The 14,189-nt window shown below is 59.6% G+C and carries 13 protein-coding genes and 2 pseudogenes; 5 read left to right on the forward strand and 10 right to left on the reverse strand.

Going from position 1 to position 14,189, the window contains the following annotated elements:
* The 8 genes and pseudogenes from FQ320_RS21595 to FQ320_RS21630 all read right to left on the reverse strand — a co-directional run.
* A pseudogene (locus FQ320_RS21595) lies at window positions 1-276 on the reverse strand (transposase); the annotation flags it as partial.
* 414 nt (window positions 277-690) lie between these two features.
* Window positions 691-1,308, reverse strand: coding sequence for an urease accessory protein UreG (gene ureG, locus FQ320_RS21600; RefSeq protein ID WP_148475381.1), 618 nt, complete (start codon window positions 1,306-1,308; stop codon window positions 691-693).
* Window positions 1,305-1,940, reverse strand: a complete 636-nt coding sequence (locus FQ320_RS21605; RefSeq protein ID WP_148475432.1) for an urease accessory protein UreF — start codon at window positions 1,938-1,940, stop codon at window positions 1,305-1,307. The genes ureG and FQ320_RS21605 overlap by 4 nt, the downstream gene beginning before the upstream one ends.
* Entirely contained in the window at window positions 1,930-2,403 is a 474-nt protein-coding gene (gene ureE / locus FQ320_RS21610) for an urease accessory protein UreE (RefSeq protein WP_148475382.1), read from the reverse strand. Before ureE ends, FQ320_RS21605 begins: the two co-directional genes overlap by 11 nt.
* A gap of 8 nt (window positions 2,404-2,411) precedes the next feature.
* A complete protein-coding gene (gene ureC / locus FQ320_RS21615) occupies window positions 2,412-4,148 on the reverse strand; it encodes an urease subunit alpha (RefSeq protein WP_148475383.1) in 1,737 nt (578 codons plus the stop codon).
* On the reverse strand, window positions 4,148-4,453 hold the full coding sequence (locus FQ320_RS21620; RefSeq protein WP_148475433.1) for an urease subunit beta: 306 nt from the start codon (window positions 4,451-4,453) through the stop codon (window positions 4,148-4,150). The genes ureC and FQ320_RS21620 overlap by 1 nt, the downstream gene beginning before the upstream one ends.
* A 197-nt stretch (window positions 4,454-4,650) precedes the next feature.
* Window positions 4,651-4,953, reverse strand: coding sequence for an urease subunit gamma (locus tag FQ320_RS21625; protein WP_138934716.1), 303 nt, complete (start codon window positions 4,951-4,953; stop codon window positions 4,651-4,653).
* A 1-nt stretch (window position 4,954) separates the two neighbouring features.
* Entirely contained in the window at window positions 4,955-5,857 is a 903-nt protein-coding gene (locus FQ320_RS21630) for an urease accessory protein UreD (RefSeq protein WP_370513090.1), read from the reverse strand.
* Between the two features lie 323 nt (window positions 5,858-6,180).
* Here FQ320_RS21630 and urtA point away from each other — a divergent pair, with 323 nt between their 5' ends.
* From urtA to urtE, 5 genes are all read left to right on the forward strand, one after another.
* Entirely contained in the window at window positions 6,181-7,461 is a 1,281-nt protein-coding gene (urtA, locus tag FQ320_RS21635) for an urea ABC transporter substrate-binding protein (protein WP_148475384.1), read from the forward strand.
* Window positions 7,462-7,522: 61 nt separating this feature from the next.
* On the forward strand, window positions 7,523-9,475 hold the full coding sequence (urtB, locus tag FQ320_RS21640; protein WP_187394025.1) for an urea ABC transporter permease subunit UrtB: 1,953 nt from the start codon (window positions 7,523-7,525) through the stop codon (window positions 9,473-9,475).
* Between the two features lie 4 nt (window positions 9,476-9,479).
* Window positions 9,480-10,709 (forward strand): urea ABC transporter permease subunit UrtC, encoded by a 1,230-nt coding sequence (locus tag FQ320_RS21645; RefSeq protein ID WP_148475386.1) that lies wholly within the window; start codon window positions 9,480-9,482, stop codon window positions 10,707-10,709.
* Complete coding sequence (gene urtD, locus FQ320_RS21650) at window positions 10,706-11,446, forward strand: urea ABC transporter ATP-binding protein UrtD (protein ID WP_148475387.1); 741 nt, start codon at window positions 10,706-10,708, stop codon at window positions 11,444-11,446. Before FQ320_RS21645 ends, urtD begins: the two co-directional genes overlap by 4 nt.
* A 3-nt stretch (window positions 11,447-11,449) precedes the next feature.
* Complete coding sequence (gene urtE, locus FQ320_RS21655) at window positions 11,450-12,145, forward strand: urea ABC transporter ATP-binding subunit UrtE (protein ID WP_187394026.1); 696 nt, start codon at window positions 11,450-11,452, stop codon at window positions 12,143-12,145.
* Window positions 12,146-12,432: 287 nt separating this feature from the next.
* Here the strand turns inward: urtE and FQ320_RS25845 are convergent.
* A pseudogene (locus tag FQ320_RS25845) lies at window positions 12,433-12,936 on the reverse strand (transposase); the annotation flags it as partial.
* Window positions 12,937-13,216: 280 nt separating this feature from the next.
* A complete protein-coding gene (locus tag FQ320_RS21665; RefSeq protein ID WP_148475390.1) occupies window positions 13,217-14,119 on the reverse strand; it encodes a DMT family transporter in 903 nt (300 codons plus the stop codon).
* Between the last annotated feature and the right edge of the window lie 70 nt (window positions 14,120-14,189).

A 14,189-nucleotide genomic window follows, 5' to 3' on the forward strand; every position in this document is an offset into this window, starting at 1 on the left:
GGGATCGAGATCGTCTTATTGTCTGGCGTTTCGGCAGCCAGCCCCATCATGATCCGCGCGAACACCCCCATGTCACTCCACCGTTTCCAGCGGTTATAAAGTGTCTTGTGCGGACCATATTCCCTGGGTGCGTCCCGCCAGCGCAACCCATTGCGATCGATGAAGATAATACCACTCAGCACACGCCGGTCATCGACGCGTCGCCCCATGGCTCTTCGGGAAAGATCGCCGGAGCCGTGCCATCTGCGCTTCGCTCAGCCAGTAAAGATTGCTCATAAAGCCCCCCTCTCGATTTGGGAGCTTGAATCATGGAGAAATTGCAGCCTCAAGCCGTTTAATGGGTCCTGAGCCTAAGCCCCTCGACCACATCCGCAACACGACCGTGCAGATGGTCTTCATTCACGAAAACGCCCAGCGAAAATATGCGCCCTTCGTCAACGGCCCGCTGTGGAATCACACTGCGGCCTGTCAGGTTCGACAGCTTTTCAAAAAACGCAATTAAGTTTCATGTGTTAGCTATAACTGTCGCGTGCCGCAGAAGGGATGGGCAACTTACGAAATTCGGTCTACGCAAAATCGGCCCATTGCGGACGGTCGCATTTATGCCTCGAACGAGGGTCCCATCGTCCATAAAGGGCGGGGATGGGAGATTCGCTGCGGTTATTCTCGCCATTAGGTTTCAGTCTCACCTTAGACGGTGATGCCACCAATTTCTGATAGATGCGCAAGCACCTCTGCGAGTCCCTCTCCAGATTTAAGTGAGCAGAATACGGTTGGCAGCGTAGGTCTCATTCGGGCGCTGTCGCGGACCATCACATCGAGCGATGCACCGACATAAGGCGCAAGATCGGTTTTATTTATCACCAGTATATCGGACTTTGTGATCGCAGGGCCGCCTTTGCGCGGGATCTCTTCGCCGGCTGCGACGTCGATCACATACAAGGTCACATCGGCCAGTTCGGGGCTGAAAGTCGCGGACAGATTGTCACCACCACTTTCGATGAACACGATCTCGACACCCGGATGGCGTGCCACCATTTCCGCCACCGCCGCCAGATTGATTGAGGCGTCTTCGCGGATCGCGGTATGGGGGCAACCGCCGGTCTCCACCCCGATGATGCGGTCCTGCGGTAGCACCTGCATGCGCATCAGGGCTTCGGCGTCTTCTTGCGTGTAGATGTCGTTGGTGATCACCGCCACAGACAACTTGTCACGCAAGGCTTTGCACAGGGCGGCGGTCAGCGTCGTCTTGCCCGCCCCGACCGGACCACCGATACCCACCCGAAGCGGGCCGTTTCTGCCTGTCATGTGCGAAAAATCCTCGAATACTGGGTTTCGTGTTTCATTGATGCGATATCGCTCATGAAGGCAGTGGAGGAGAGGTCGTCCAAAGTGCCCTTCATGGCTGTATCAGCGATGTCGATGCATGTCGCTGCGAGGTCTTTGATCACGATCTGGCCCTCGGTCTGACCCAAGGGGATAAGCCGCATCCCAGCCGCCGCCAGATTTGAGATGAAGGCATGCAGAAAGACCTGCAGCGTCTGATCAAGGGGCAGGCTCTGCATCCGAGCAGCGCATCCGACAGCGACCGGATAGGTCATCGCGGGCATGTCGGTATCCCAGACATCACGGGTGGCGCGGCAGAAGGCCTCGCCTTGCAGGACCGTCTCCCTCAGCCGTTCGACGGAGGGCGCGAAGGCACGGGCAAGGGCGTCAACCTCGCTGGTATCCTCAGCCCTGTACGCCGCGCAGAGGAACAAGGCGTCGGTCCGGCCTGCACCGTGCCGCAAGACAGTTTCAAGCCATGCTTTCAGCGTTTCGCGGTCGGTAACTTGCCGCGCATCGACGGCCCATTCCAACCCGTGACTATAAGCAAATGCCCCGACCGGATAGGAGGGTGAGAGCCATTGAACCAGTGTGAGTAGCTGGTCAGTGCGCATGGTCGTGAACGTGACCATGATCGTGCCCATGCGTGCGCCCGTGACCATAGGCACCGCCCTCGGGCCGGAAGGGAGCTGTGACTTCGCGTACCTCGGCACCGATCAGGTGCAGCATCTTGCGGATCACATGATCGCGCTGGATCAACAGCTTGTCGGCCTCAATCTGGCAAGGGGTGTGACGGTTGCCCACATGCCAGGCGATCCGCACCAGATCGACGCCCGTCACCTCCAGCAGTTCCTCATCCGCCGCGACGACTTCGACAAGGCGACCATCCTCCAGTTCAAAGGCGTCCCCGTGATCCAGAGAGGTCGTATGCGCCAGATCAACGAGAAAGCGGGTGCCTTGGGTCGACGTGAGCACTTTGCGCCGCAGGAAACGGCCATCGTAGGTCAGTTCGATCGTATCGAAGGCATCCGTCCACTCGGCAGCGCGGCGGATATTCTGGCTTGGGATAGGGGGCATGGGATCTCTCAAAAAAGGAAGTATCGTTGGGCCATCGGCAGGACCGACGCGGGCTCGCAGGTCAGCAACTCGCCGTCGGCACGGACCTCGTAGGTCTCGGGGTTCACGTCGATCTTCGGGGTGGCCGTGTTGAGCAACAGGTCCTTCTTGCCGATGTTGCGGGTGTTGCGCACGGCGATGGTTTGCTTGGCGAGCCCGAGGCTTTTACCGATCCCGTCGGCTTGGGCCGCTTCGCTGACAAACACCACTGCCGAGTTCTCCACAGACCGCCCGAAAGCCCCGAACATCGGACGGGAATAGACCGGCTGCGGTGTCGGGATCGACGCATTCGGGTCGCCCATCTGCGCCATGACGATGCTGCCGCCGAGCAAGACCATTTCGGGTTTGACGCCGAAAAAGGCGGGCTTCCACAGCACCAGATCGGCGCGTTTGCCCTCTTCGATACTGCCTATCTCGCGGGAAATGCCGTGGGCAATGGCGGGGTTGATCGTGTATTTCGCGATATAGCGGCGGACACGGAAATTGTCATTGTCGCCGGTTTCCTCGGCCAGTCGTCCGCGCTGTTTCTTCATCTTGTCGGCGGTCTGCCATGTGCGGATCAGCACCTCGCCGACGCGGCCCATGGCCTGACTATCCGACGCGATGATGCTGAACGCGCCCATGTCGTGCAGAATATCCTCGGCGGCGATGGTTTCGCGCCGGATACGGCTTTCGGCAAAGGCCACATCCTCGGGGATGGATTTATCAAGGTGGTGACAGACCATCAGCATATCGAGATGCTCTTCGAGGGTGTTGACGGTAAACGGGCGCGTCGGGTTGGTGGAAGAAGGCAGGACATGCTCTTCGCCGCAGATTTTTATGATATCCGGCGCATGGCCGCCGCCCGCACCTTCGGTATGAAAGGCGTGGATCGTGCGCCCTTTCAGCGCCGCGATCGTGTGTTCGACAAAGCCGGATTCATTGAGCGTATCGGTGTGGATCATCACCTGCACGTCCATCGCGTCGGCCACTGACAGGCAACAATCGATGGCCGCAGGCGTGGTGCCCCAGTCTTCGTGCAGTTTCAACGCGCAGGCCCCCGCCTTCACCTGTTCCTCAAGCGCCGCTGGCAGCGAAGCGTTGCCTTTTCCTGCAAAGGCGAGGTTCATCGGAAAAGCATCTGCGGCTTGCAGCATGCGCCCGATATGCCAGCCGCCGGGGGTGCAGGTGGTCGCCAGCGTGCCATGGGCGGGGCCGGTGCCGCCGCCGAGCATGGTGGTCAGGCCGGAGTGCAAGGCGTCCTCGATCTGCTGCGGGCAGATGAAATGGATGTGGCAGTCAAAGCCGCCTGCGGTGAGTATCCTGCCCTCGCCGGCGATGATCTCGGTTCCCGGCCCGATGATGATGTCCACGCCCGGTTGGGTGTCGGGGTTGCCTGCCTTGCCGATCTTGGCGATCCGCCCGTCTTTGAGGCCGACATCGGCCTTGTAGATGCCCGAATGGTCCACGATCAGCGCATTGGTAATCACGGTATCGACCGCTCCGCCTGCGCGGGTTACCTGAGACTGCCCCATGCCATCGCGGATCACTTTGCCGCCGCCGAACTTGACCTCCTCGCCATAGCTGAGCGTTTTGCGGCCCGCCCGCTCTGCGGTCAGGTCCCGCTCCACCTCGATGATGAGTTCGGTATCGGCAAGGCGCACCTTATCGCCGGTCGTGGGGCCGAACATGGCGGCATAGTCGCCGCGTTTGATGGTTGCCGGCATCAGAGATCCCCCATCACGGCCTGATTAAAGCCGAATATCCGGCGCGCACCGGCGATCGGGATCAGTTGAACTTCACGACGCTGGCCGGGTTCGAACCGCACGGCAGTGCCCGCCGCAATGTCGAGACGGCAGCCACGGGCCGCGTCACGGTCAAATGTCAGGGCCGGATTGCTTTCGGCAAAATGGTAGTGGCTGCCGACCTGCACCGGACGGTCGCCGGTATTAGCTACCATCAGCGTGATCGCTTGCCGGTCAGGGTTCAGTGTCAGGCTACCTTCGGCGGGAAACACCTCGCCGGGGATCATGATCGCGAAACCGCTTTGCGGCGGTGCAGGACGACCAGTGAAATAATGCTGGCCGCGGCGAGACATGCCGCAAGCCAGTTGAATTCACCTGTGTGGGTGTGTGCCGATGGCTCGACATGCGCCATTGCGGGCGCGGCCATTACGGCAGCAAAAATGCCGGAAAGGAAAACCTGTGGACGGATCATTGTGGGCGGTCCTTATCTGATGGGGTTGTGAACGGTGACGAGTTTGGTCCCGTCGGGGAATGTGGCTTCCACCTGCACTTCCGGGATCATCTCGGAGATGCCTTCCATGCATTGCGCGCGCGTGATGACATGGGCTCCTGCCTGCATCATATCCGCGACGCTGCGGCCATCGCGCGCGCCTTCAACCACCGCATCAGTGATCAGCGCGATCGCTTCGGGGTGGTTCAGCTTCACTCCCCGCGCAAGACGCTTGCGGGCCACTTCGGCCGCCATCGAAATCAGCAGTTTGTCGCGTTCGCGAGGGGTCAGTTGCATGTCAGGTTATCCATGATCGGGGGAGCGCGTCGACGCTGAGTTGACGCAGGATCGGCATGAGCGATCGCCGCAATTCAAAGCTGTCTGGCGCAAGTATACGCGCCACCAAAAGATCGGGGCCGAGCAGGCTGGCCCCTGCCGAGTTAGGTAAAAGCGCGCGCAATTTGGGCAAATGCACCTCGGCATCGGGGGCGACATAGACGACCGTCGCCAATGCACCGGCCCCCGCAGCGATGTTCGCGGAGGCAAGATGCGCCGTCACATCGCCTTGCAAGGTGATGGCGTCGAGGTAAAGTGGCCGCCCTCCGCGCCGGACCTCGATGCGGTCTTTGAAGTTGATCTTGCGGAGCACCTCACCCATTGCGGCACGGCCAAACACCAAAGGCTCGACCAGCAACAGGGACGCCCCTTCGTCCAGATCGACCGACAACCGCCGCCGCAGCGCGCAGGCTTCATAGAGGATCGTCTCTTGCGGCAACCAATGGAGCGTCGCACCCTGTTTCACCATGAGCCGGTTGCGGATATTTGCGACTTGACCCGGCTGTGCGCGGTAGGCGCGTTCGGCGGCCTGAGTGGTCAGGGTGAGGAAGGCATCTTCTTCGGCGCAGGCTTTCAGGGCGAAGTCATCGCCCCCCGTCACCCCGCCTGCCGTGTTGATCACGATGGCCTGCAAGGCGGCGCTATCTGGCCGCGGGAAGAGCAACTTCATCGCGCCGGATTGGCGCAGATCGGCGATCGCCGAGCGGTCAGCCAGCCGCTTTGCCCGCACCATGACGGCACCGATGGCACGCGGTTGCGCCGCGGGACAGGCAGCTGTGGGTATGATCGCCTCGCGTGTAATCTGTCGCGTTCCATACATGGATTGGGCCTGTTCGTACCCACCACAGGCATGGTGCCGTGTCATCGATTCGGAGCATTTGCGCCTGTGCGCCTCGTGCGATGCAATAATTTTGAGCACCAATTTGCCGAACAGGTCAAAATTTAGGCATATGGTGACGAAGTTGACTGTGATCGGGGCATGACGCTTGCCAGTTTCGCTGCAACGCAGAAACGATCACCTTGCCATCCCGGCTGCTCACTTTGTCGGAAAAGGTGTGTGGTAACCGGACGAAGTGAAGCCCGACCCGGCCACCACACGGATTGCAACAATTAAGTTGCGGGATTGACGTAGGGCACTCAGCGCTGACGCGCAAGATCGCCTGCGCTCGTCCTGCGGGGAGAAACATCATGAATACCCTTAATTCCGTACTGGCCGGTACGCTTGCCTTTACCGGTTTTGCGGCTCCGGCACTTGCCGCCGATTGCCCGATCAAAGTCGGCGTCCTGCACTCGCTGTCCGGCACCATGGCTATTTCGGAAACAACGCTGAAAGACACCATGTTGATGTTGATCGAACAGCAGAACGCCAAGGGTGGCCTGCTCGGTTGCGATCTTGAGGCGGTTGTGGTCGATCCTGCCTCGGATTGGCCGCTGTTTGCCGAAAAGGCGCGCGAGTTGTTGTCTGTTCACGAGGTTGATGTGATTTTCGGCAACTGGACTTCGGTCAGCCGCAAATCGGTTCTGCCTGTGATTGAGGAGCTTAACGGTCTGCTGTTCTACCCCGTGCAATACGAGGGTGAAGAAAGCTCCAAGAACGTGTTCTACACCGGCGCGGCACCCAACCAGCAGGCGATCCCCGCCACGGACTATTTCCTCGAAGAGCTTGGCGTCGAAAAGTTTGCGCTGCTGGGAACCGATTATGTGTATCCGCGGACGACAAACAACATTCTCGAGAGTTATCTGAAGTCCAAGGGCATCGCCGAAGGCGACATCTTTCTGAACTATACGCCTTTCGGTCACTCTGATTGGTCCAAAATCGTGGCCGACGTCGTGGCTCTTGGCGCAGACGGCAAGAAGGTCGGCGTGATCTCGACCATCAACGGCGACGCGAACATCGGCTTTTACAAAGAACTGGCCGCAGCAGGCATTTCCGCTGACGACATCCCCGTTATCGCCTTCTCAGTGGGCGAGGAAGAACTCTCGGGTCTTGATACCACCAACCTCGTCGGCCATCTTGCCGCATGGAACTACTTCCAGTCTGCCGAAGCCGAGGCCAACACCAGCTTCATTGAAGCGTGGAAGGCCAGGATGGGTGAAGAGCGCGTGACCAACGATCCGATGGAGGCGCATTACATCGGCTTCAACATGTGGGTGAACGCGGCCACAGCGGCGGAATCAACTGAGGTCGACGCTGTGCGTGCCAAGATGTACGGGCAGGAATTTCCTAACCTGACAGGCGGCACCGCCGTGATGCTGCCGAACCATCACCTCGCCAAGCCAGTGCTGATCGGGGAAATTCAGGCCGACGGGCAGTTCGATATTGTCAGCCAGACTGCCGAAGTCCCCGGCGACGCATGGACCGATTTCCTGCCAGAAAGCGCGCGGCTGACCTCGGATTGGAAAGATCTGGACTGCGGGATGTACAACACAGAGACCAAAACCTGTGTCCAGACGTTGTCCAACTACTGATCACTGACACCGAGTAGCGGAAGGGGCGCGTTGTCCCTCCCGATCCTTGCGGGATTTTTTCATGAAACACCTATTGATTGTGGCCCTCGCTCTGGCGATGACCTGCTCGCTTGCGCGCGCTCAAGAAGCACCGATACAGGCGATCCTTCAGGCGCAAGCTGCGTTGATCATGGAAAATTCGCGCAGGACTGTCGCTCCGGCAATCGCCGCCGTGTCGGACAGCGGATTGCCTCAGGCGCAAGACGTTTTGCAGGCTTGGCAGGGCAAGAAGCTTTGGCAACGCACCTCGGATGGGCTGTTTTTTCGGGCCGAGAAGGCCGAGGGCAAGACCTATAAGCTCTATGATTTCGACACGCGCGAGACTGCCGGATCTGCTCCTGCCTCTGATCTGGAACAGATCAAACCCAATAGCGGCATCCGCGCTTTGATCGGCTCGGCGCTGGTCCAATTCCAGTTGCAGGATGCCGATCCCAAGAGGCGGCTTGCCGCACTCACGTCGGTGCAGCGCAACCCCAGTGCGGATGTGCTGGAACCGCTCAGAGGGTCGATCGCAGCAGAGACTGATCCGACGATCCGTGCCATGAAAGTCAGGGCCGAGCGTTTGCTGACCATCGCCTACGATCCCGATGAGGCCGAGCGGATCAAGGCCATTTCCGAGATGTCCGGCGACCTTGGTGTTGATCTTCGGGCCACGCTCAACCCTTTACTCGCAACCCGCAGGGCGGTTTTTGCGGGCGCGCCGCCAGAGACACTCAACATTGCCGAAACGCTGGTGCCGGGAGCCTCTGTCGAGGTGATGCAGGCCTATGACATGCTGGTGGAGGCCGACCTTGCCCCGTCCCGGGTGACGGACGCGCAGGTGCGCAACGCGCTGGCAGAGAACGCCAAGGGTGGCATGGTCGGGGGCATCCCGATCCGCCAATTGGATGATCCCGACATGCGGCAGCGCGCCTATCGTGCTTTGTCCGCTGCGGGCACCGTGCCGCCTGCACCGGATGCCGCGCAGATCGCAGGGGCGCTGGAGGCGCATAGCATCGTCGACGTCTATCTGGAGCCCTCGCGAACAATGACAAACGCCGTTTCCGAGGCGCTGGATACCATCGCGCTGACGGTCGGCGTGAACCAGACGGTCGACCTTATTCTTGATGGGCTGTCGCTCACGTCGATCTACTTTCTCGCGGCCATCGGGCTCGCCATCACCTTTGGCGTGATGGGCGTCATCAATATGGCGCATGGCGAGTTTATCATGATGGGTGCCTACACCGGTTATGTGGTGCAGCAGATTATCCCGAACCACACCGCCAGCATTCTCGTGGCGATTCCGGCGGCCTTTGCGGTGACCTTTGCTGCCGGTGTGGTGATGGAGCGGCTGGTGATCCGCTGGCTTTATAATCGCCCCTTGGAGACCCTGCTTGCGACCTTTGGCGTCTCCATTGCGCTGCAGCAATTGGCCAAAAACATCTTCGGGACGCAGGCGCGCCCGCTGACCGCTCCGGCGTGGCTGGATGGCGCCTGGGTGATCAACGATGTGGTGGCGATCAGCTTTATCCGCATTGCCATCTTTGTGCTCGCCGTGTTTTTCCTCGGCGTTTATCTGTTCATCATGCGGCGCACGCGGTTGGGCCTGGAGACTCGCGCGGTGACGCAAAACCCGCGCATGGCCTCGTCGATGGGGATCAACCTCAACAAGGTCAACATGCTGACCTTCGGCCTTGGCTCCGGCATTGCGGGGGTCGCTGGGGTTGCCATCGGGCTTTTTGCCAAGGTCACCTCCGAGCTGGGCAGCGACTATATCGTGCAAAGCTTCATGACGGTGGTTGTCGGCGGCGTCGGAAATATCTGGGGCACGCTGGCGGGGGCCGCGATGATCGGTTTTCTGCAAAAGGGCATCGAATGGTTCAACCCGTCCAACACGCTGGCGGCGCAGACCTTCATGATCGTGTTCATCATCATATTCATTCAGTTCCGGCCAAGGGGCATCATCGCCCTCAAGGGCCGCGCGGCGGGGGATTGACGCTATGCACCTTTTTCACAAGCGCGGTGCTTCGACCGTGATCTTTCTCGCGCTGTTGGTGGCCTTTACCATTGTCGTGACGCTCTTGTCCGAGGGCATGGGGGTCGGAATAATCTCCACCAGTTTTGTCAAGACGCTGGGCAAGACCCTCTGCCTCGCGCTTGTTGCAATCTCGATGGATCTTGTCTGGGGCTATGCGGGGATTTTGAGCCTCGGGCATTTCGCCCTTTTCGGGCTGGGCGGTTATATGATCGGCATGTGGCTGATGTACGAGCGCACTCGCGAGATCGTCGTCAGTTCTCTGGCCGACGCGCCAATTCCACCCACAGTGCAAGAGGTGTCCGACGCCATCGCCAATCAAATCTTTGGCGTGGTGGGAAGTACGGAATTCCCGTTGATCTGGGCTTTTGCGGACAGTCTGTTGGCACAGCTTATGCTGGTGGTTCTGGTGCCGGGGGTGCTGGCAGGGGTATTTGGCTGGCTGGCCTTTCGCAGCCGTGTGGCCGGTGTCTATCTGTCCATCCTGACGCAGGCGATGACGTTGGCGCTGTCGCTTTACCTGTTCCAGAACGACAACGGGTTGCGCGGCAACAATGGTCTTTCCGGTTTGCAAAACCTGCCGGGGCTGTCGGATGTGTCACAAGCCGTGGTGTCTGTCTGGTTCCTCTGGGGTGCAGCACTTGCGTTGGGGCTGGGCTATTTGCTGGCGGTCTGGGTCGTGTTTGGCAAGTTCGGCTCGGTCTTGCGCGGCATCAGGGACGACGAGGCCCGTGTGCGTTTCCTCGGCTATCCGGTGGAGACCTACAAGCTGGTGCTTTTCACCGGCACCGCCTGCATGGCCGGTATCGCAGGTGCGCTTTATTATCCCCAGGCTGGCATCGTCAACCCCGCAGAGATGGCCCCCATCGCCTCGATCTATCTTGCGGTCTGGGTCGCCATTGGCGGGCGGGGGCGGCTTTATGGCGCGGTGATTGGGGCGGCTTTTGTCAGCCTTGTGTCGTCGTGGTTCACCGGCGGTCAGGCACCTGACGTATCGCTGGGGTTTTACACGATCAAATGGGTGGACTGGTGGTTGGTTGTGCTCGGACTGTCCTTCGTTCTCGTCACGCTTTTTGCTCCCAAAGGGATTGGCGGTCTGTTCGACCTGTTGGAACGGCGCACCGCCCCTGACCGGCATGGCGCCGATCTGGGCCCTGATCAGGGTGCGCTGCGCGAAAAGGAGGCAAGCGAATGAGCACGTTGCTTGAAGTCTCCGGCGTTTCGGTCAGCTTTGACGGTTTTCGGGCCATAAATAATCTGTCGTTTCACATCGGTCCGGCAGAGATGCGCGCGATCATTGGGCCGAACGGAGCCGGCAAGACCACGTTCATGGATATCGTGACCGGCAAAACCAAGCCGGACAAGGGGCGGGTGATTTGGGGCGCACGCCACCTGTCATTGCTGGGACTGTCAGAGGCCCGCATCGCCAGAGAAGGCATCGGGCGCAAGTTTCAAAAGCCGACCGTCTTTGAAGACCAAAGCGTGCAGGAAAATCTGCTCATGGCGCTGAAGAACCCGCGCGGGCCGCTGTCGGTGTTGTTCTACCGCCCGTTGGCCGCACATCTGGCACGGGTCGCGGCGCTGGCCGAAGAAATCGGGCTGGCAGATCATCTTCACCGCAAATCGGGCGCGTTGAGCCATGGCCAGAAGCAATGGCTGGAGATCGGCATGTTGCTCGCGCAAGAACCGAAGCTGCTGCTCGTTGACGAGCCCGCCGCTGGAATGACCCCAGCAGAGCGCGAGCATACCACAAATATTCTGGTTGAAGCGGCCAAGACACGGGCCGTTGTCGTGGTCGAACACGACATGGAATTTGTCCGCCGCCTTGGCTGCAAGGTCACCGTTCTGCATGAGGGCTCTGTGCTGGCAGAAGGCAGTCTCGATCACGTTACGGCCAATAAGGAGGTCATTGATGTCTATCTCGGGCGCTAAATCATGTTGAGCGTGCAGGATCTGACCCTGCATTACGGTCGCTCTCAGATCCTCAACGGTATCAGCCTTGAGGCGGGACGCGGCGAAGTCACCTGTGTGATGGGCACCAATGGCGTGGGCAAGACCAGCCTGATCAAGGCGATCTGTGGGACGCATGCAAGATCCGGCGGCACGATCTCGCTCGATGGTGAGGTGCTGCCTGTACTGCCACCACACCTGCTTGCCCGGCGCGGTATCGCCTGCGTTCCGCAGGGCCGTGAGATCTTCCCTTTGCTGACAGTCAAAGAGAACCTCGAGACCGGCTTTGGGTGCCTGCCCGCTGCTGACCGGCGGATACCTGAAGAGATATTTGATCTCTTCCCGGTGCTGAACGAGATGAAATCACGTCGGGGGGGCGACCTGTCAGGTGGCCAACAACAACAGCTGGCCATTGCCCGCGCCTTGATCACCCGCCCCAAGCTGTTGCTTCTGGATGAACCGACCGAGGGCATTCAACCGAACATCATTCAACAGATCGGACGTGTAATCAGCCAGCTCCGCGAGGAAGGGCAGATGGCGATCGTGTTGGTCGAACAGTACTTCGAGTTTGCGTACGAACTGGCCGATCGATTCATCGCTCTGCAGCGTGGAGAAGTGATCCTCACGGGCGGGAAAGGCGATTTTTCGAAAGGGGATTTGCTGTCGAAAGTCTCGATATAGCATCGGACAATTAGAAAGCGCTGTGACGCTGTCTACCGTAAGCGCCAAAAGGTGATCAGCGATTTGTTGCAGTGGCGCCCTCTATTGCATCGGCGTTTGAGCTGGCTCTCTGCTTTGTAGTTCGCCCACTTAAAGCGTTATCGACAACGCAAAGGCCGCTTCCCGCTGTGCCCAATTGACTATGGCCGAGAGCGCCGCGAATGTCCGGTTCCCGCCGATTCTGTTGAAAAACTCCGTGCTGCCGCCGCAGAAATTGGCCCGTTGATTGGAGGCAAGCGCCTTTCCTGTCATGCGTTTTGCATTTGCTGCGGTGCAGGAAGGATCTTGGCGAGTTTGCGGAGGTTTTGGGCGGTGGCAGCGAGTAGAGATTCGTCATTTGCGCCATTTGGGCCGCGCAATCGGAGTCTTCCCAACCCCAGCATGCGCTTGAGGTGGGCGAACAGCATCTCGACCTTCTTGCGCAGTTTCATTGAGATTTCATATTGCTTGGTTTTGGCCCCTCTCGTGCATGTAAACATGCACTGCCGGGCAGTGGATGTCGCGTGCAACCTGACGGGCGTCTTCGTGATCTTCGTGGGTGATCTTGCGCGCGTCAGCACTCGGGCAGCATTTCAACTTGGATGGCATGCCTGGCAGGTCAGCTTCAGCGCCTGATACTTTGCGACACCCTTGCCGGTCGGGCCACGGTTCGGGTCCGAGTAGTTGCGGCGGAATTGCTTGAGTGCCTCGCCTTCAGGACAGATGTATTGGTTGTTCTCCGCGCCCCATTCAAAGTCGGCGCGAGACCATGTTTTCTTGTCTCCTTCATAGCAAACATTGCTCGAAAGAGACCGGAACTAAACCGTGGCAAGATCAACCTGGTCAAGAAACAGCCTTACTACCTACCGGGATGTGACACCTAGCTTCCACCACTACTATGGCACTGATAAATAGCCACCTCTCCACTTGACTATACTCCCGCCGGAGGCGCCGTCGCCCCCCCAAGTCAAGATAACTTTGCAATAATACAAGGCCCGTCCCGAAACCGGGCGCACTCCGATTTCGGTAAATTCAAGTCACCGTCTTCACGCTTTACAGCGCCAGGACCAGCACAATAATCGACACCGACAACAGTCCCATCCCCAGCCATTCGCGCCGCGATATCTTCTCCCGGAACACCAGAACCGAAGCTGCCAGCGAGAACAGCAGTTCCACCTGTCCCAAAGCGTTGACATAGGCGGCGTTCTGCAACGTGAATGCCGTAAACCAGCAAAACGACCCGATCATCGAAGTGACGCCGACAACACCGGCGATCCGCCAGGCACCGATCACCGCGCCGATCTGCCCGGGTTCGCGCCACCGCAGCCCCACCGCCATCACCAGACACTGACAGGCTGTGACAATTGCCAGAGTGCTGCCTGCCCGCAGGATTACATCGCCACTGTCCAGCGCCAGCGATGCTCCGCGATATCCTACAGCGGAAAATGCAAAGAATACGCCCGACAAAAGCCCCAGCCCGGCGGCACGGTTGAAAAATCGCCGCCGCCACGACCCCTGCCCGCCCGGCATGTCTGCCAACAGCAGCACCCCCAGAAACCCGAGTCCAATGGCCAGCGCTCCGCGCGGCGATACGGATTCCCCCAGAACCACGGTCGAAAGCAGCGCAGTCTGCACCACCTCGGTTTTTTTGAAGGTGATGCCGACCGCAAAATTGCGATGCGCGAACAGGGCAACGATGCACATGGTCGCCATGATCTGTGCCGCACCACCCACCATCGAGAACAGCCAGAACCGCGGGTTCGTCCCGGGCAGAGCCTGCCCCGAGATCTGCGCATAGCCAACGATCAGCACCGCCACCAAAGGTGCTGAAAACAGAAACCGCGCAAAGGTCGCCCCGGCGGTGGAAAGCGCCGTGGATTTAAGGTGCTTTTGCGCCATGAAGCGCAGGGTCTGCGCAAAGGCGGCGGCGAGGGTGATGGGTATCCAGGGGTCCATTCCGATCCCTTGCCACGGAGCGTGCCGCACCGCCAGTCCGGCACGCAGAGATATTCAGTTATACCCGTCC

The sequence above is a fragment of the Oceaniovalibus sp. ACAM 378 genome, from assembly GCF_008085915.1.
Lineage (GTDB): Bacteria > Pseudomonadota > Alphaproteobacteria > Rhodobacterales > Rhodobacteraceae > Oceaniglobus.